Origin of the sequence: Litoreibacter meonggei (genome assembly GCF_003663885.1) — a bacterium.
GTDB classification, from domain to species: domain Bacteria; phylum Pseudomonadota; class Alphaproteobacteria; order Rhodobacterales; family Rhodobacteraceae; genus Litoreibacter; species Litoreibacter meonggei.
The window spans coordinates 264550-281811 of record NZ_RCCE01000003.1; the positions used below are offsets into that span (position 1 = coordinate 264550).

At 61.4% G+C, this 17262-nt stretch carries 18 protein-coding genes; 3 read left to right on the plus strand and 15 right to left on the minus strand.

Going from position 1 to position 17262, the window contains the following annotated elements; all coding sequences use genetic code 11:
• Together BCF46_RS09725 and BCF46_RS09730 are read right to left on the minus strand one after the other, a co-directional pair.
• Window positions 1–525, minus strand: coding sequence for a hypothetical protein (locus BCF46_RS09725; protein ID WP_121023707.1), 525 nt, complete (start codon window positions 523–525; stop codon window positions 1–3).
• Window positions 522–1247 (minus strand): 16S rRNA (uracil(1498)-N(3))-methyltransferase, encoded by a 726-nt coding sequence (locus BCF46_RS09730; protein WP_121024493.1) that lies wholly within the window; start codon window positions 1245–1247, stop codon window positions 522–524. The genes BCF46_RS09725 and BCF46_RS09730 overlap by 4 nt, the downstream gene beginning before the upstream one ends.
• 12 nt (window positions 1248–1259) lie before the next feature.
• Here BCF46_RS09730 and ubiA point away from each other — a divergent pair, with 12 nt between their 5' ends.
• From ubiA to BCF46_RS09745, 3 genes are all read left to right on the plus strand, one after another.
• On the plus strand, window positions 1260–2225 hold the full coding sequence (ubiA, locus tag BCF46_RS09735; RefSeq protein ID WP_121023709.1) for a 4-hydroxybenzoate octaprenyltransferase: 966 nt from the start codon (window positions 1260–1262) through the stop codon (window positions 2223–2225).
• A gap of 71 nt (window positions 2226–2296) precedes the next feature.
• A complete protein-coding gene (locus BCF46_RS09740) occupies window positions 2297–4174 on the plus strand; it encodes an OmpA family protein (protein ID WP_121023710.1) in 1878 nt (625 codons plus the stop codon).
• A complete protein-coding gene (locus tag BCF46_RS09745; protein ID WP_073145018.1) occupies window positions 4167–4496 on the plus strand; it encodes a hypothetical protein in 330 nt (109 codons plus the stop codon). The genes BCF46_RS09740 and BCF46_RS09745 overlap by 8 nt, the downstream gene beginning before the upstream one ends.
• 67 nt (window positions 4497–4563) lie before the next feature.
• Here the strand turns inward: BCF46_RS09745 and BCF46_RS09750 are convergent, their stop codons facing one another.
• The 13 genes from BCF46_RS09750 to BCF46_RS09810 all read right to left on the minus strand — a co-directional run bounded on the left by BCF46_RS09750 (window position 4564) and on the right by BCF46_RS09810 (window position 17148).
• The gene (locus tag BCF46_RS09750; protein ID WP_121023712.1) at window positions 4564–5007 is read right to left on the minus strand and encodes a molybdenum cofactor biosynthesis protein MoaE; all 444 of its coding nucleotides are present in this window, start codon (window positions 5005–5007) and stop codon (window positions 4564–4566) included.
• A 3-nt stretch (window positions 5008–5010) separates the two neighbouring features.
• Window positions 5011–5259 (minus strand): molybdopterin converting factor subunit 1, encoded by a 249-nt coding sequence (gene moaD / locus BCF46_RS09755; RefSeq protein ID WP_121023714.1) that lies wholly within the window; start codon window positions 5257–5259, stop codon window positions 5011–5013.
• Window positions 5256–5927: a CDP-diacylglycerol--glycerol-3-phosphate 3-phosphatidyltransferase gene (gene pgsA / locus BCF46_RS09760; protein ID WP_121023716.1), complete on the minus strand. Its 672-nt coding sequence runs from the start codon at window positions 5925–5927 to the stop codon at window positions 5256–5258. Before pgsA ends, moaD begins: the two co-directional genes overlap by 4 nt.
• Before the next feature lie 126 nt (window positions 5928–6053).
• On the minus strand, window positions 6054–7694 hold the full coding sequence (locus tag BCF46_RS09765) for a hypothetical protein (RefSeq protein ID WP_211332799.1): 1641 nt from the start codon (window positions 7692–7694) through the stop codon (window positions 6054–6056).
• Between the two features lie 144 nt (window positions 7695–7838).
• Entirely contained in the window at window positions 7839–8321 is a 483-nt protein-coding gene (locus BCF46_RS09770; protein ID WP_121023720.1) for a gluconokinase, read from the minus strand.
• Window positions 8322–9083 (minus strand): SDR family oxidoreductase, encoded by a 762-nt coding sequence (locus tag BCF46_RS09775; RefSeq protein WP_121023722.1) that lies wholly within the window; start codon window positions 9081–9083, stop codon window positions 8322–8324.
• Between the two features lie 63 nt (window positions 9084–9146).
• The gene (locus BCF46_RS09780; RefSeq protein ID WP_121023724.1) at window positions 9147–10121 is read right to left on the minus strand and encodes a P1 family peptidase; all 975 of its coding nucleotides are present in this window, start codon (window positions 10119–10121) and stop codon (window positions 9147–9149) included.
• Window positions 10121–10861, minus strand: a complete 741-nt coding sequence (locus BCF46_RS09785; protein ID WP_121023726.1) for an SDR family oxidoreductase — start codon at window positions 10859–10861, stop codon at window positions 10121–10123. The genes BCF46_RS09780 and BCF46_RS09785 overlap by 1 nt, the downstream gene beginning before the upstream one ends.
• Before the next feature lie 23 nt (window positions 10862–10884).
• Window positions 10885–12339, minus strand: a complete 1455-nt coding sequence (locus tag BCF46_RS09790) for an aldehyde dehydrogenase family protein (protein ID WP_121023728.1) — start codon at window positions 12337–12339, stop codon at window positions 10885–10887.
• Window positions 12340–12352: 13 nt separating this feature from the next.
• The gene (locus tag BCF46_RS09795) at window positions 12353–13906 is read right to left on the minus strand and encodes an ABC transporter ATP-binding protein (protein WP_121023730.1); all 1554 of its coding nucleotides are present in this window, start codon (window positions 13904–13906) and stop codon (window positions 12353–12355) included.
• Window positions 13903–14712 carry an ABC transporter permease gene (locus BCF46_RS09800; protein WP_121023732.1) on the minus strand — a complete coding sequence of 270 codons (810 nt, stop codon included), beginning with the start codon at window positions 14710–14712 and terminating at the stop codon, window positions 13903–13905. Before BCF46_RS09800 ends, BCF46_RS09795 begins: the two co-directional genes overlap by 4 nt.
• The gene (locus BCF46_RS09805; protein WP_121023734.1) at window positions 14709–15653 is read right to left on the minus strand and encodes an ABC transporter permease; all 945 of its coding nucleotides are present in this window, start codon (window positions 15651–15653) and stop codon (window positions 14709–14711) included. The genes BCF46_RS09800 and BCF46_RS09805 overlap by 4 nt, the downstream gene beginning before the upstream one ends.
• A 22-nt stretch (window positions 15654–15675) precedes the next feature.
• On the minus strand, window positions 15676–17148 hold the full coding sequence (locus BCF46_RS09810) for an ABC transporter substrate-binding protein (RefSeq protein ID WP_121023736.1): 1473 nt from the start codon (window positions 17146–17148) through the stop codon (window positions 15676–15678).
• Window positions 17149–17262: the final 114 nt, after the last annotated feature.

Genomic DNA, 17262 nt, shown 5'->3' on the forward strand with positions numbered 1-17262 from the left:
TCAATGCAGGCGAACCGGCTCTTTGGCCCAGATCACAAAGCTGTCAGGGGTGGTCGACCCCATGGCGCGGATCGCGGCCTCGAAATCCACGCCCTTCAATGGTGCGAGTGCATCAAACAGTTGGGCCGCCCCTTCGGCTGAATTCGGGATAAGCAGGCGGGGTCCGCCGTTTTCTTCCAGCAGCCAATGGATATCTTCGGCAAACGGCCCTTGGTCATTGGTCAGAATGGTCACGCGCGCCAGATCATTAATCGACACGGCCCCGCCACCGAGAGGGGCGAAATAGGTGATCTGGCGTTCGTCCACCTCGACCACGCCGGGGCCGTCATGGCGTTTGGAAGTTAGGCGTGCGCGACGCCATGCCGTCCATGAAAACGCCAAACCTGCGATAATAAACACGCCGCCGATCCCCTGCCAAAACAAGCCACGGATGTTGAAGATCATCACGCCCACCACGACGATCGCAACGCCGATCAGCAGCTCGAAATAGCGCCAGAACAGGTCTTGCAGTTCGGGACGGATCACACCCAATCCCCGAGGGCTGTTTGCCACAAGGCCAAGGCCGCAACCGCAGCCGTGTCAGCGCGCAGGATGCGCGGGCCAAGGCTGATGGCGTGGCTGTTGGGATGGTTGCGAAGGGTGTCCCGCTCGCGTTCAGAGAAGCCGCCTTCGGGACCGATGACGATGGCCCACGGGCCTTGGGGCAGGTCTTTCAGGCGGGATGGCTCTCCCACCATGGATTCGTCGCAGAACAGAAGGTGGCGATCCTCGGGCCAGTTGTCGAGCATGGCAGACAGCTTCTGAATATTCGCCACCTCCGGCACGTAGGTTCCGCCGCATTGCTCGGCGGCCTCGATGGCATGGGCTTGCAGCTTGTCCTGCCGGATGCGGTCGGAGTTTGTGTAGTCGGTGTTTACGGGGAAAATCTTGGCTGCGCCCATCTCGGCAGCTTTTTCCACGATGAAATCCGTGCGGGCCTTTTTGATCGGCGCGAACAGGAGCCACAGGTCGGGCGGCGTTTGCAGGGGCAGGGTTTGCGCCTCGCACACCACCATACCGCGCCGCTTGGCGGCATCGACGACGCGACACGTCCATTCGCCGTCCTGCCCGTTGAACAGGGCCACCACATCGCCCACGCCAAGGCGCATGACGTTGAAAAGATAATTCGCTTGCGGCTGCGTCATCGGGACGGAATTGCCCTGCCCCAATGGCTGCTCTACAAACAACCTGATTTTTGCGCGTTCCATGGGGCTGAACATATGAGCGAGACACGCCAAACGCCAGAGGGCCAAGTGATTGATGCTGTCGATCAAAACTGGGTCGACACGTGGGCCCCTGCTGTCACCCGTCCCTATCTGCGGCTGAGCCGTGCAGACCGGCCAATTGGCACTTGGTTGCTGCTGTTGCCGTGCTGGTGGGGTGTCTTGCTGGCGGCTGCCGCCGACCCCGCCGGATTGGCGTGGTTTGACCTCTGGATCATCGTAGGCTGCGCCTTGGGCGCGTTTTTGATGCGCGGTGCGGGATGTACATGGAACGACATCAGCGACCGTGATCTTGATGCCCAAGTGGCGCGCACCAAGTCGCGACCGCTGCCGTCGGGGCAGGTTACGGTCAAAGGCGCCGTGGTCTGGATGGGGGTGCAGGCATTGGTGTCCTTTTTCATTTTGCTCACGTTCAACACCGCAGCAATTGTGCAGGGTATTCTGGCCCTGCTGCCGGTCGCGATCTACCCGTTTGCCAAGAGGTTCACGTGGTGGCCGCAGGTGTTTCTGGGACTTGCGTTCAACTGGGGGGCGCTGCTGGCATGGACCGCGCATACGGGGGCTTTGAGTGCCGCTCCGGTGATTTTGTACCTCGCCGGTATCTCGTGGACGCTGTTTTACGACACGATTTACGCCCACCAAGACAAAGAGGACGACGCGTTGATCGGCATCAAGTCGACCGCGCGGCTGTTTGGCGAGGACTCTGTTTGGTGGTTGCGCCTGTTCATGGCAGTGTCTGTGCTGTTGATGGCCATTGCGATCATCGTGGCTTTGGTACCGCATGCCAATGTCATGGCGCTGACACTGGCGCTTTCGGGCGCTTGGGCTTTTGGGTGGCACATGGTCTGGCAGTTGCGCCGGCTTGATACAGAAGACTGGACCGTTTGCATGCGCTTATTCCGGTCAAACCGGGATGCGGGGTTGATTTGTGCGCTGTTTCTTGCCGCAGCGGCGTCGCTATGATTGTACAAACCAGCCGCGCCCGTTAGGACTGTGCGAGTGCCTTGCAGCACCTTCAATGGTAGACGAACTGTATGAGACTAAAGACAATTGCCGCTTTTTGCATCGCTGCCACCATGTCTGTTGGTGGCGCATGGCTTTCTGCCGGATTGGTGGAAACGCGGTCGGCTGAGGTTGTCACCTCCAAGCTGATCGACGGGGAGCATGATTGGACAACGGTCACGACCGACGGGCTTCTTGTGGCATTGGGCGGCGAAGCTCCTGATGAAGCGACACGCTTCCGTGTTGTGTCTGCGGTCGGCAGAGTGGTCGATCCAGATCGCATCGTCGACAACATGGATGTCAAAGCGCGTGAACGAATCGAAGCGCCGCGCTTCTCCGTTGAGATGCTGCGTAATCGTGATGGGGTGTCGCTGATTGGTTTGATCCCGCCCGCGGAAGAGGGCGAAGGCATTGCCGCACAGTTGAGCGATCTTGTCGAGGGTTCTGACATTACCGATTTGCTTGAGACCGCCAACTATCCGGTTCCAGCCAATTGGGAAAAAGCGCTGGAATACTCGATTAAAGCGTTGCGTGATCTGGAACGCTCCAAAATTTCGGTCTCTGCCGATTTGATCGAGATTACCGCTATCTCTGACAGCCCCGAAAGCAAGCGCCGCATCGAGTCGCAACTGGCACGTAGCGCCCCGAATGGCGTGCGTCTGGCCCTGAATATCTCGGCCCCGCGCCCTGTTATCACCCCATTCACACTACGGTTCACGCTTGATGCCAACGGCAACGCTGCGTTCGACGCATGCTCAGCGGAAAATGACGCGTCCAAGGCTCGTATTCTTAGGGCGGCAAGTGCTGCTGGCAGCATCGAGAAGCCCGAATGTGCCATCGGATTAGGCGTCCCGTCACCGAACTGGGCTAAGGCTGTCGAGGTGGCTATCGCTGGCTTGAAGGATCTTGGGGGTGGTTCGCTAACGTTCTCGGATGCAGATATCACTATGGTGGCGCTTGATACGACAGACCAGGGCACCTTTGACCGCGTGGTCGGCGAAGTGGACGCTGCATTGCCGGATGTCTTCTCGATGCATGCCGTGCTGCCCGAGAAAGTTGTCGTGGACGGTACCGGCGCCGAAGCGGCCATCGAATTTGTTGCAACCCGCAGCCCCGAAGGGTTGGTACAACTGCGCGGCCGTCTTCCCGACGACGGGATAGAGAAGATCGTCGGCTCCTTCGCCCGCGCGCAGTTCGGTAGCGACAAGGTTTACTTGGCGACCCGGGACGATGCGACCCTGCCCGAAAGCTGGCCTGTACGTGTTTTGGCCGCTCTGGAGGCGCTAGCCAGTCTGGAGAATGGCAGTGCTGTGGTTCAGGAAGATTACGTCGAAATCCGCGGCGTCAGCGGGGACCAATCCGCCTCGGACACGATCTCCAGAAAGCTTGCTGACAAACTGGGTGACGCAGAGAATTTCGAAGTCAACGTGCGCTATGACGAGATGCTGGACACAACTCTAAACATCCCGACGCCTGAAGAATGCGTGTCGCGGATCAACGCGATCCTGAATTCAGCCAAGATTGTATTCGAGCCGTCGTCATCCGAGATCACAGAAGCGGCCAGCCGCACCGTCGACAGAATTGCCGAAATCGCAAAACAATGCGAACGTGTGAAGATGGAAATCGGCGGCTACACCGATAGTCAGGGTCGTGAAGAAATGAATGCAGACCTTAGCCAGCAGCGGGCGGATTCGGTACGTGCCGCCTTGTTGGCCCGCAGGGTCCTGACAGGCAACATCACCTCCAAGGGGTATGGCGAAACGGATCCGATTGCCGATAACGGCACTGCGGAGGGCCGTGAAGCCAACCGCCGCATCGAGTTCAAGCTGTTGACAGACGCCCGCGCGGCGGCCACAGACGAACCTGAGGGCGACACCACAGAAGCAGAAACCGAGACATCAAGTGAATAGATCAGAATTCATCATTGCCACCGCATTTATCCTGTTTCTGGCGTTCTGTGTTGGCTGGTTCACCTGCTGGCTGGTGCAGCGGTTCAGCCGCGTGACAACGGCGGATGTGGCGGAGCTGGACGAGATGGCGAAGGCCCTGCACGACGCGGAAGAAACCCGCGATCAGGCGATCACCTATCTGCAACAGCGTGAGGCGGAGCTGACCAACCAGCTGTCACAGACCGAAGCAGAGTTGAGGGCGGCCATGGACGGGTTGCGGGATGCACGCCACGAGGCGGAAGAGCTGCGCGGCTATATCGAGCGGGCCAACCAAGGCGCCTGACGGCGTTAGTGGCAAGGGCGGATGCCTCCGGCGGGAATATTTTTGCCAAGATGAAACCTGAATTGAGTTAGTTCCAGCGGTCGAGCGCGTCCTCGTCGCTGTCTTTTGCCGCGACCCAATCGGCACCATCTGTGGTGACTTCCTTCTTCCAGAACGGCGCGCGGGATTTCAGGTAATCCATCAGAAAGTCCGCGGCTTTGAATGCGTCCGCGCGGTGCCGTGACGCGGCGGCGACCATCATGATGTTGTCACCCGGCTCCATGGTGCCGAACCGGTGGATCACCAGCACATCTGCGAGGCTCCACCGTGTTTGCGCCTCTTCGCAGATTTGCGTCAGCGCGCGTTCGGTCATGCCGGGATAGTGCTCTATCTGCATGCGGCTGAGTCCGCCGGAGACATCGCGCGTCACCCCCGTGAAGCTGACAACCGCACCAATGTCGGTGTCGTCTTTGGCGAAAGCGTTCAATTCTGCGCCGGCATCGAAAGGGGCTTCCTGCACGACGACACGCATGGGTTAACCGCCCGTCATAGGCGGGAAGAACGCCACTTCGCGCACGCCGTCCAAGGGGGCATCGAATTCGGACAGGTCCTGATCGAGCGCCACGCGTAAGGCCGACAAGTCGGAGAACGCCACCGCGTAGCGTTCCTCGCGCGCGCGAAGTTCCTCGACCAAATCCATCACCGTGACGGCGTTGGTTTGGAGCTTTTCTTTCGGGATGCCGATGCGTTCGCGCACCCAAGCGAAGTACAAAACGTCGATCATGTTTTACCCTCCTCTCGCAGGAAGGGCATCGCCTTGCGCAGGTAATCCCATCCGGTCATCAAAGTGAGAAGCGCCGCTGCCCAGAGCAGGACGGCGCCGATGTTGAATGTCACTGTCGCAGCCCCCGCGAACCATGTCAGGCCAAGCGGGTCTTCGGCCGCACCCGACATGATGGCGTCCAGCGTTTCGTTATCCATGCCGGAGGTGCGGTCTAGAAACTCGTGCTCGAACAAGCCGGTGGCGAACAGCACCGCGATGGCGGTCATTTGCGCCGTGGTTTTCCACTTCGCCAGATTGGTCACCTTCAGCAGGCCAGCCGTATCGCCAAGGAATTCGCGCAGGCCGGAGACGAAGACTTCGCGAAACATGATCAGAGTCGAGGGTAGCAGCACCCAAGGGTTCATGCCGGAAAAGCCGGTGATAACCAGCAATGCGATGATCACCATCGCCTTGTCGGCGATCGGGTCCAGCATCGCGCCGAACTTGCTTTCCTGCTTCCATGCGCGCGCGAGGTAGCCGTCGATCCAGTCCGTCAGCGCCGCCGTCACGAACAGGATCAGCGCAAACCAGTCGGCCCACGGTCGCTGAAAATACAGGAACATGACGACCACACCCGGGGCCGCCAGAAGACGCAGAAGCGTCAGGATATTGGGAATATTCCACGTCATGCGCCATGTGTAGCCGAGGGTCGCGTCGGGGGGAAGTCACGAGTTCGGATGGCACCAGGGGGGCATGGACCATGTCGAGACCTCAAGACCTGCACTGCCTATTGCTGCGTTAAGCCAGAACGCACGCTAGGGAATTCCCGCAGCGATCAGAGCTGCAATGACTTTGCGACCCAGATCTGCGTTGGCGACGGGATGCGCCGCCTTGTAAGCATCAAGATTAAACCCCGGAGACCTGCGCATCAGCTCAACCGCAGTAGCACGGGCTTCTTCACCACGGCCCAAAAAGTGCAGTGCGGTAATTTTTGCGCGTAGCGTGGAAAGATGCCGTTCGTTGGACGCCAAAGACTCGTCTGCAAGCCCCAAGGCGCGATCATAGTCTTCGGCAGCCAGATACGCAGTGCTGGACAGGCTTTCATAATAATATCTGAACGGATCAATTGGCGACAATCCGCGGGCTTTCTTTGCCGCAGCTACCGCACCAGCGCCATCGTCCTGAAACGCCAAAAGCGCCGCGCGCAACAGCCATGACAGGCTTTCGCTCGGGTTGATGTCGATCGCGCTGTCATAGCGCTGGCTGGCAACCCCCATCTGCGGCGGCAGATTGTTGAGCGCGATCCCGTCAATCACCAAAGAGAAGGAACTGTCGGGATTGATATCAAGCGCCCTCGATGTCGCATCCAACGCTTTTTGGGTGTCGCCCGCCTTATCCGTTGTCCAGCCGTTGAACACGCATAATACAAACCACCGTGCCAGCCACGCATGTGTTTCCGCGGCCATGGGCGTACGAGACACGGCGTCTTCCAACAGGGCGCGGGACCTGGCGAAATCACGAAACGTCAGGCTGTGCATCAGCGACACGCCCCCGATAAGCACGTGATGATCTTCAAGCTCCGGCACGGGGCGGTCGTTGATATAGGCAATGGCCTCGTCGGCGATAGAGCGGCCAATCGCGCGCACAACATCATCTAGCCCGCTGGAGACGTCATCCCAGAAACGCGCAGGTGGGCCGGAAATCTGCCGGGTCCACATGATATTGCCGTCACGCGCGTCGACGAAATCCATGTCCACGACGATCCGCCCGCCCATTTCGCGGATCGAGCCAGTGACGAAATAATCAACGTCCAGCTTTTGGCGGACATCCAAGATGTTGGTCGTGCTTGTCGCCAAAGCGCGGCTCGACAGATGGGAAATGACGGATAGCAGGTTGGAGCGTGACAGCGAGCGGCAGATTTCTTCCGCCAGCCAATCGCCCAGTACCCACAGGTTTTCGTCCCCCAGAACCCGCCGGAACGGCAATGCGGTGATACGTGGCAAGGGGCGTCCAAGCGCCGAGCGTGGTGATGTGCGATACAGGGCTGCAATCTGGCTTTCGTTGGCCCGCATCGCGGCAACCCAGTTTTGAAAGCCCGCGACATCAATGCCGATACCTTCCAAGAACGCCCCGTTCCCCGGTGCGCCCGAAAAGTGAACCGACGACAAGTCCAGTTCGATATCGCTGTTGGTGCATTTGATGAAGCGATCAAAGTTCGCGCCCAGAATGTTGCGCAGATCGGACAGCGCACGGCGCAAGTTCTGGCGCCCGTCATCGTAGGAATACGGCCCCCATAACGTGCGCTCCAGATAAGACCGGGTACGCCGCCCGAGAGGTGCGGTTGCCAGAAGCGCGAACAGCGCCCTGTGCTTTGCGCCCGTGATCTCTACCCCGTCGGTACCTTCCACGCGCACTTCGCAGGGCCCGAACAATGAAATGTTGAGTTTGTCGGCCACCAAGACCTCGCTGCTTGTTCTGAAGATAAGCTACCGAGTTGGCGCAAAGTGCTCCAAGGGCTTCACGATTTTCTCACATGGGAAAAACCTTCTAAATGGAAGGCCTTAGCACCTCGCTTCGAGTGTTCCGAGGTTAACTGGTGGTCAACAACCAGCGACCACTTGCTGCACCACTGCGTCGAAATCTTGCGCAATGTCGACGGCGAAGCCTGCCTCGTCAGCTTGCAACGGCTCCAGCGTCGCGAATTGGCTGTCGAGCAGGCTGACGGGCATGAAATGGCCGCTGCGCGCGGACATGCGGGCCTCGATCACCGCGCGGTCGCCCATTAGGTGCGCGAATTGCGCCTGCGGGCAGGCCACACGGATGCGGTCGCGGTAGGCACGTTTGAGGGCAGAGCAGCCGATCAGCGTCGGGCCGTTGGCCTCGGCCAGTGCCGCGCCCACTTTGTCGAGCCATGGCGCGCGGTCGGTGTCGTCCAGCGGCGTGCCTGCGGCCATCTTGTCAATATTGCTTTGCGGGTGCAGGTCATCGCCGTCGAAGTAAAGCGCCCCGAGGCGGTCCGCCACGGCTTGCCCGACCGAGGATTTACCGCACCCGGCGACGCCCATGACGATGACTTTCAGCATCTACAGCGACGCCGTGATGCCACCATCGACATAGAGGATATGCCCGTTGACGAAGCTGGACGCGGGCGAGGACAGGAACACCGCCGCGCCCACAAGCTCGTCGACATTGCCCCAGCGGCCTGCGGGGGTGCGTTTTTCCAACCAAGCGGAGAAGTCCGCGTCGGCGACCAGTGCAGCGTTGAGCGGCGTGTCGAAATAGCCCGGCGCGATGGCGTTACATTGCAGCCCGTGCTTGGCCCAGTCGGTGGCCATGCCTTTGGTCAGGTTGCCCACCGCGCCCTTGGTCGCCGTGTAAGGCGCGATGCCGGGGCGGGCCAAGGCGGTTTGCACGGAGGCGATGTTGATGATCTTGCCCGCGCCCCGCCCGATCATGTGGCGCGCGACGGCTTGGCCGACATGAAAGACCGAGGCGATATTGGTTTGCAGCAGCTTCTCGAACGCATCGGCGGGGAAGTTTTCCAGCTCTGTGCGATGCTGCATGCCGGCGTTGTTGATCAGAATGTCGATGGGGCCGTGATCGGCCTCGAAGGTGTCTACCGCCTTGCGCACTGCCTCGTGGTCGGTTGCATCGAAGGCAAGCGTGTGCGGGGTGTCGAGCGCCCTTGCTGCGGCGGCGAGCTTGGCCTCGTCACGACCGTTCAGGATAATCTCGGCCCCCGCGTCTTTCAGCCCTTGGGCCAAGGCGTAGCCGATGCCCTGAGAGGAACCGGTGACAAGCGCGCGCTTGCCTGTGAGGTCGAAAAGAGCGGCGCCCTTGGTCATGGTGTCATCCTTGATGTGTGAGTTCCGGCATTGTGGCATGAAAAACCGCGTGCCGAAAAGCGCTTAAGTTTCGGGGGCGAAGCAGGGCAGCGGGTCGTTGTCGGCGGGCGTCGCTTCAAAGATCGCGCGGGCGATGGCGCGGGCAAGGCACGTCGCGGCGGCATGGCCGATCATCAGCGGATCGCCTTGTTTGTCGCCTGCGGAGACCGCAAAAACCAAGTCCCCGTCCATCGGCGTGTGCGACGGCACTATGGCGCGCGCCATGCCGTCATGCGCGGCGACGGCCATGCGTTTGGCCTGCGGCTTGGTCAGCTTGGCGTCGGTGGCGACGATGGCGATGGTGGTGTTCGCGCCCTCGCCCGCGTCGGTTTTGAGGGGCAACCTGACCGCGCCGTAAGAAGCGGGGTCACCGCCAAGACCGCCGAATTCGGCGTCGATCTCGGACTGTGCGGCCCAGAATTTTCCGGCGGGCGTGACGACCGAGCCGATGGGATTGGCGGCGACGATGGCGGCTACGGTGACGCCGTCATCGAGGATGATGGAGGCGGAACCCAGACCACCCTTGTAGGTGGCGGAGGTGGCACCTGTGCCAGCGCCCACGGACCCCAAAGCGAAGTCTTGTGCCGCGTTTTCGAGCGCTGTGCGGCCCAGCTTGGCATAGGGGTTCTCGCCCCAGTCTTTACGCCCGCCATTGAGCAGATCGAAGATGATCGCGGCGGGAACAATTGGCACGCGCATGTCGCCCACGGCGAAGCCACGCCCCTGTTCGCGCAGGCCGGACACCACGCCGGAGGCCGCGTCCAGCCCAAAAGCAGAGCCACCAGAGAGGACCAGCGCGTCCACGCCTTCGACGGATTTATCGGGGTCGAGCAGGTCGGTTTCCCGCGTGCCGGGTGCGCCACCCATGACATGCACCGACGCCATGAACGGCGCATCGGCGGTCAGGACTGTGACGCCTGATTTCAGCGTGGCGTCTTGGGCGTTGCCGACCCTTAGTCCTGCAACATCGGAGATCAGGTTGCGCGGACCGGCCTTCATCAGATGCACCGCCCGCCGTCGACTTCCATGCAGACGCCAGTGATCATCGACGCCTCCTCCGAGCAGAGGAAGCAGGCGGCGTTGGCCATGTCTTCGGGCGTGGAGAAACGGCCAAGCGGAATGGTGGACAGGAACTTGGCGCGGATTTCCGGCGTGTCTTCGCCCATGAAACTTTTGAGCAAGGGCGTCTCGCCCGCCACCGGGTTGATCGCGTTGACGCGGATGCCTTCGGGGGCAAGCTCCACCGCCATGGCCTTGGTCGCGGTGTTCATCCAGCCTTTGGACGCGTTGTACCAGTTCAGCCGCGGGCGCGGGCTGACGCCTGCGGTTGAGGCGACGTTGAGGATCGCGCCGCTGCCCTGCTTCTTGAGCAGCGGAACGATGTGTTTGGCGGTCAGGTAGACGGACTTGCAATTCACCGCGAAGACCTTATCGAAGTCGTCTTCGGAGACGTCTTCCATAGGGGTCGGAAGGTGCGTGGTGCCCGCATTGTTGATCAGGATGTCGATGCGCCCGAAGGCGTCGAGCGTGGCTTGGACCATGGCCTGAACGCTTGAATCCTGCGCAACATTCGCCTTCACCGCGCGGGCGGATTTGCCCAGTTCCGCGACCAAGTCATCCGCCATGTTCAAATCTGCGATCATGACATTCGCGCCTTCGGCTATAAACTTGCGCGCGATGCCTTCGCCGAAGCCCGACGCGCCACCGGTGACGATTGCTGTTTTTCCTTCAAGCCGCATGTGAGGTCTCCCTAATGTTTCGTTCAGCCGTGCAGGGCGGCGACGGTTTTGAGGGTCGAAAAGCCATAGAGTGCCTCGAACCCTTTTTCGCGGCCATGGCCGGACAGGCCGGTGCCGCCGAAGGGCAGCTCCACCCCGCCGCCTGCGCCGTAGTTGTTGAGGAATACCTGACCTGCGCGCAAGGCCTTGGCCAGCCGCATTTGCCGCGCACCGTCGCGGGACCAGACTGAGGCGACAAGGCCGAACTGGGTGCCGTTGGCGATGGACAGCGCCTCGGCCTCATCATCGAAGGGGATGACCACCTGTACGGGGCCGAAGATTTCTTCCTGCGCGAGGATGTGGCCGGGGCTGACGCCTGCGAATAATGTGGGGGCAACGTAGTGTCCGCCTGCGGGGGCGTCGCTAACGATTTGACCTTGGGCAGCTTTTTCCAGTGATGCGCCTTGGGCGAGGAAGCCTGCAACAATTTCCTTCTGGCGGGCGGAGATCAGCGGGCCGACGTCCAGATCGGACATGGCGGGGCCGACTTGTAACTCGCCGTAGCGGGCGGCCATGCGGTCCAGCACCTCATCAAACACGCCGCGCTGCACGAGGATGCGTGACGAGGCAGAGCAGGTCTGGCCTGCGTTCTGCACACCCGCGTTGACGAGGAACGGCAAGGCCGCGTCGATGTCGGCGTCGTCGAAGACCAGTTGCGGGGACTTGCCGCCAAGCTCCAGCGTGACGGGGACGATGTGCTCTGACGCTTGGCGCTGGATCAGCTTGCCCACACCGACGGAGCCGGTGAAGGAGACGTGGTTTACGCCCGCATGGCCCGACAGCGCCGCGCCTGCTTCGATGCCCAAACCCGGCACTACGTTTAGCACGCCGTCGGGCAAGCCCGCTTGGCGGGCGAGGTCGGCGAAGGCCAACGCGGTAAGGCAGGCCTCCTCCGCCGGTTTCAGCACGGCGGCGTTGCCCATCGCCAAGGCCGCACCGACGGAGCGACCGATGATCTGCATCGGATAGTTCCACGGGATGATGTGGCCGGTGACGCCATGCGGCTCGCGCAGAGTGTAGACGGTGTAGCCGTCGAGATAGGGGATCGTGTGGCCGTGCAGCTTATCCGCTGCACCGCCATAGAATTCCATATAGCGAGCCAGCGCGAGGGCGTCGGCTTTCGCCTGCTTCAGCGGTTTGCCGACATCCATGGCCTCCAGTCGCGCGAGTTTGTCGGCGTTTTCCAGAACAAGTTGGCCGATGCGGGCAAGGATCCGACCGCGTTCGGGGGCCGTCATGCGGGCCCATGGGCCTTGCAGGGCGTCCTGCGCCGCGGTCACCGCGCGGTCGATATCGTCTTGCTGGCCACGGGCGATCAGGCAGATCACGTCGCCCGTAGAGGGGTTCTCAAGCTCAAGCGTCTGCCCCTCCACTGGATCAACCCATGCACCGCCGATGAAGCACAGGGCAGTGTCGAACCAGATGTCTTGGATGCTCATTGGAATGACCTTTCTACAAGTCGGGCAGCGTCGGTGCGGCGGCGATCAGGGTTTGAGTGTAGGGGTGCGCGGGGGCGGTGAACAGGCGTTCTGTCGGCCCCTCCTCCACGATTTTTCCCGATTGCATGACGAGGCAACGGTCGGTGATGGCGCGCACGACGCTGAGGTCGTGGGAAATGAACAGGTAGGTCAGGCCGAAGCGGTCGGACAGATCGGCCAACAGATCAAGGATCTGCGCCCTGATCGACACGTCGAGGGCCGATACGGCTTCGTCCAACACGATGAGTTCGGGCTTGATGATCAGGGCGCGGGCGATGGCGATGCGTTGGCGCTGACCACCGGAAAATTCGTGGATGTATTTGGTCTTGTCGGCGGGGGTGAGGCCGACGGAGATGAGCGCTTCGTCTATTTCGGCGTCGGTGGCTTTGCGGCCCAGAAGGTGGAACGGTTCTGACACCAGACGGGCGACCTTGTGGCGGGGGTTGAAGCTGCCATAGGGGTCTTGGAAAACGACCTGCATCTTGCGGCGCGCATCGGGGCCGACGGGTTGCCCGTCGAGCACGATGGTGCCGCCTTGCAGAGGTTCCAGCCCCAGAATGGCCCGCGTCAGGGTCGATTTTCCGCAACCACTTTCGCCGACAAGGCCAAGGCTTTCGCCGCGCTTGATATGGAAGCTCACGTTGTCCACGGCACGGAAGGTATCGGCAGAGCCGAACAGGGAGGTGCGCGGCAAGGTGTAGTCGCGGATGGCGTCGTTGACCTCCAGCAGCGGTGTATCTTCTGGAGTAGCGGTGCGGTCGGGCTGGTGGCTGGACGCCGCGAACAGGGCCTTGGTGTAGGGGTGGGTCATGGTGCGGTGCAGGTCCGCGCCGCCCTCCTCCACCACCGCGCCGTCTTTCATGATTGCGATGCGGTCGGCCATATCAGTGACCACTGCAAGATCGTGAGAGATGAGCATCAGGCCCATGTCGTCCTCGCGTACAAGCCGGGCCAACAGGTCGAGGATTTCGGCTTGTGTGGTCACGTCGAGGGCCGTCGTCGGTTCGTCCGCGATCAGCAGTTTCGGCTGCAAGGCAATCGCCATGGCGATCACCACGCGCTGGCGCTGGCCGCCGGACATCTCGTGCGGGTAGCGGCTGAGGGGGAACTTGTCTTGCGGCAGTTCGCAGCGGGTCAGGGCATGGGCGGCGCGCTTCATCGCCTCCGGTTTGGGGGTGTTCGGCTCGTGGATCAGGATGGTCTCGGCCACCTGCGCGCCGATGGTTTGCACGGGGTTGAGCGCAGTCATCGGTTCTTGAAACACCATGCCCACGTCGCGACCCCGCATGGCGCAAAGGGCGGGCTCGGGCTTGGTCAACACGTCCTCGCCAAGCAGGTTTATGCGCCCTTGGCACGTCGTCCCACTCGGCAGCAATTGCAGGACGGAGAACGCGGTCAGCGATTTGCCGGAACCACTCTCGCCGATAACACCAAGGATTTCGCCGCGGCCCACGGACAGGGATACGTCGCGCAGAATCGGGAGGCCGTGGATCGACAGGGACAGGTTTTCGATGGACAGGAGGGTCATCGTTGCACCCTCAGTTTCGGGTCCAGAACGTCGCGCAGCCCGTCGCCTGCAAGGTTCAGGCCAAGCACGGTAAACAGGATGGCAAAGCCCGGGAACAGGGCGACATGCGGGGCGAGCGCGATGAGGGTTTGCGCGTCTGCCAGCATCCGGCCCCAGCTTGGCGTGGGCGGCTGCGCACCGAGGCCGACATAGGACAGAGCGGCCTCGGCCAAGATGCCCAAACTGAACTGGATTGTGCCCTGCACGATCAGCAGGTTGGCGACGTTGGGCAGGATGTGTTCGACCGAAATGCGAGTAGCACCCTTGCCTGCGACCCTTGCCGCTAGCACATAGTCACGGGTCCAGAGAGACAGCGCCGCGCCGCGCGTCAGGCGGGCGAAAACGGGGATGTTGAAGATGCCGATGGCGATGATAGCGTTGACCGCGGAGGGGCCGAAGATGGCGGTGATCAGGATGGCGATCAGCAGCGACGGGAAGGCAAAAATCAAGTCGTTACCACGCATGATCACCTCGTCCAGAAGCGAGCCTTTGCGGGCAGCGGCGGCAAGGCCAAGGGGGACACCCAGCCCCATGCCGATGACCACGGCGACGACGGCTACCGCGATGGACGTGCGCGCGCCGACCATGATCATCGAGAAGATATCGCGCCCGAAATGGTCGGTGCCGAACCAGTGGTCGGCGGTGGGGGGCTTCAGCTTGTTGGCGATCTCCAGAACGGTGACGTCGTAGGGGGTCCAGACGAAGGAGACCAAAGCGCCCAGCGCAAACATAGCTGTGAGGGCAAGACCGAAAATGAGGCTCCTCATGCGCGGCCCCTCAGGCGGGGGTCGACCCACGCATAGGCCAAATCGACGGCGAAGTTGACCATGATGACGGCAAAGACCAGCAGGAAGACGACGCTTTCCACCATGATCAGATCGCGCTGCGATATGGCTTGGAAGACGAGGCGTCCAAGGCCTGGCAGGTAGAAGACGTTTTCGATGATGATAGCGCCGGCCAGCAGGAACGAGAATTGCAGGCCGATGATGGTCAGCACGGGGATCATGGCGTTGCGCAGGGCGTGCCGCCAGAGCGCTTGGCGTTGGGTTAGACCCTTGGCGCGGCAGGTGCGGATGTAGTCCTCCGACAACGTGTCCAGCAGGGCGGATCGCATGACGCGGGCGAGGATGGACGCTTGCGGCAGGGCCAGCGCGATGGCGGGTAAGGTCAGGGCTTTGAGGGCCGCTAGCGGATTTTCCCAGCCCGGAAAGCCGCCTGCGGAGAACCAGCGCAGGTTGATAGCGAACAGCAGCACCATGAGCATGGCGAACCAGAAATTGGGGATCGCAATGCCAAGCTGCGTGGCCCCCATCACCGACATATCCGCCCAAGAGCCGCGCTTGGTGGCCGCGAGGATGCCGACGGGGAAGGCGATCAGGACGGTGAGGCCCAGCGCGATCAGCGCTAGCGGTAGCGATATCCATAGACGGTCACCGATGATCTCCGCCACTGGCGAGCGGTAAGTATAGGAGGTGCCGAAATCACCCGACAGCATTCCGGTCACCCACGACAGATAGCGCGCGCCGAGGGAGGCGTTGAGGCCCAATTCCTCGCGCAATGCGGCCACGGTGTCGGGCTGTGCGTTGATGCCCAACATAAAGGAGGCGGGGTCGCCGGGGATGACCTCGATACAGGCGAAAATGACGAGGCTTGCCACGATCAGCGAGATCGCGAGCGAGCCTACTCTTTTGATGGCATAGCGTAGCATTATGGTGCGCTATGCCCCGCGCTTACTCGGACCAGCTGACGGCGGTCAGATCAATCGCCTGCGTCGGCGCGTCGGCCCAGATACCTTGCAACTTGGCGTTGACCACCGTGGTCAAGGCCAGCTGGAACAGGTAGGCGTTGACGTAGTCCTCGGAAATGATCGTCTGCGCCTGTTGCAGCATCTCGGTGCGTTTAGCGCCATCCGCCTCGACATCGAAATCGGCCATCAGCTTTTGCAGATCGGCATTGTCATACTGGAAGTAATAGTCGGGCCGCGCATAGATGCCGATATCCATCGGCTCCGTATGCGACACGATGGTCAGGCCGAAATCCTTGCCACGGAAAGCCTGTTCCAGCCACTGCGCCCATTCAAGATTACTGATTTCCGTCTCGATCCCAACCGCGCGCAGTTGTGCGGCGATGATCTCGCCACCGCGCCGCGCGTAGGAGGGCGGCGGCAGTTTCAGCGTGGTTTTGAAGCCGTCCGCCATGCCCGCCTCGGCCAGCAAGGCTTTGGCTTTCTCTGGGTCGTAGTCGGAGTTTCCGGTCAGGTCGATATAGGCCGGATTATGCGGTGCAAAGTGGGAGCCGATGGGTGTGCCGTAGCCGAACATCGCTCCGTCAATGATTGCTTGCCGGTCGATGGCGTGGCTGACCGCCTCGCGCACCAGCTTGTTGTCGAAGGGGGCTTGCTTGTTGTTCATGGCGAGGATCGTCTCGCCCTCGGTGTTCCCCGCCAGCACGGTGAAGCGCGGGTCGGCTTCGAACTGGGCGAGGTTTTCAGGCGCGGGGTAGCTGTAGAACGCGTCCACGTCCTCGGCCATCATGGCACCAAAAGCGGCGGTCGGCTCGGAGATGAACTTGAATGTGGCCTTGTCCAGCTTAGCGGCGTCGCCCCAGTAGGAGGCGTTTTTCACCAAGGTGATGCTGTCGCCCTGCTTCCAGTCGTCAAATTTGAACGCGCCCGTGCCGATGGGCTTGATCTTGATGTCGTCGATGCTTTCGGGGGCCACGATCACGGCATCACCCCATGCCATGTTGAACAGGAAGTTGCCTTGCGGCGCGGTCAGCGTCACTTTGACGGTCAGTGGGTCGACAGCTTCCACTCTGGCGATGTTGGCGAACAGCGCTTTTTGCGCGTTCACCGAGTCTTCGGCCCGCGCGCGGTCGAGCGAGAATTTGACGTCGGCAGAATCCAGATCGGTGCCGTCGTGAAATTTCACGCCGCCATGCAGCTTGAAAGTATAGGTTTTGCCATCCTCGGAGATGTCCCATTCTTCCGCCAAGCCATTAATGACCGAGCCGTCGGAAGCGAAACGCATCAGCCCCTCGAACACGTTGGAGTACAGCACTTGGTCGATCGCCCCTGCGGCGGCGGAGGTCGGATCCAGATGCGGCGGCTCCAGTTGCAGCCCGATGGTTACATCGGTTTTGGCGATGGCCGCCCCCGTTAACAGCGCAGTTGCTGCCACGGTTCCTAAAATCCAGCGGGTCATGGGGGTATCCTCCGTTCGGGTAAACGCGATAGCCGCGCCGTCGGTCGAAGTCTGTAACGGATTTGCAAGGTAATCAAGCGCAAGCCACTGGTAACACAGACGCTAAATTGTTAG

Bases quoted from the DNA above. Each gene is read 5' to 3' on its own strand.
- BCF46_RS09730 (WP_121024493.1), bottom strand. From the start codon at position 1,247: ATGGAACGCGCAAAAATCAGGTTGTTTGTAGAGCAGCCATTGGGGCAG.
- ubiA (WP_121023709.1), top strand. From the start codon at position 1,260: ATGAGCGAGACACGCCAAACGCCAGAGGGCCAAGTGATTGATGCTGTC.
- BCF46_RS09740 (WP_121023710.1), top strand. From the start codon at position 2,297: ATGAGACTAAAGACAATTGCCGCTTTTTGCATCGCTGCCACCATGTCT.
- BCF46_RS09750 (WP_121023712.1), bottom strand. From the start codon at position 5,007: ATGCGTGTCGTCGTGCAGGAAGCCCCTTTCGATGCCGGCGCAGAATTG.
- moaD (WP_121023714.1), bottom strand. From the start codon at position 5,259: ATGATCGACGTTTTGTACTTCGCTTGGGTGCGCGAACGCATCGGCATC.
- pgsA (WP_121023716.1), bottom strand. From the start codon at position 5,927: ATGACGTGGAATATTCCCAATATCCTGACGCTTCTGCGTCTTCTGGCG.
- BCF46_RS09770 (WP_121023720.1), bottom strand. From the start codon at position 8,321: ATGCTGAAAGTCATCGTCATGGGCGTCGCCGGGTGCGGTAAATCCTCG.
- BCF46_RS09775 (WP_121023722.1), bottom strand. From the start codon at position 9,083: ATGACCAAGGGCGCCGCTCTTTTCGACCTCACAGGCAAGCGCGCGCTT.
- BCF46_RS09780 (WP_121023724.1), bottom strand. From the start codon at position 10,121: ATGAAGGCCGGTCCGCGCAACCTGATCTCCGATGTTGCAGGACTAAGG.
- BCF46_RS09785 (WP_121023726.1), bottom strand. From the start codon at position 10,861: ATGCGGCTTGAAGGAAAAACAGCAATCGTCACCGGTGGCGCGTCGGGC.
- BCF46_RS09790 (WP_121023728.1), bottom strand. From the start codon at position 12,339: ATGAGCATCCAAGACATCTGGTTCGACACTGCCCTGTGCTTCATCGGC.
- BCF46_RS09795 (WP_121023730.1), bottom strand. From the start codon at position 13,906: ATGACCCTCCTGTCCATCGAAAACCTGTCCCTGTCGATCCACGGCCTC.
- BCF46_RS09800 (WP_121023732.1), bottom strand. From the start codon at position 14,712: ATGAGGAGCCTCATTTTCGGTCTTGCCCTCACAGCTATGTTTGCGCTG.
- BCF46_RS09805 (WP_121023734.1), bottom strand. From the start codon at position 15,653: ATGCTACGCTATGCCATCAAAAGAGTAGGCTCGCTCGCGATCTCGCTG.
- BCF46_RS09810 (WP_121023736.1), bottom strand. From the start codon at position 17,148: ATGACCCGCTGGATTTTAGGAACCGTGGCAGCAACTGCGCTGTTAACG.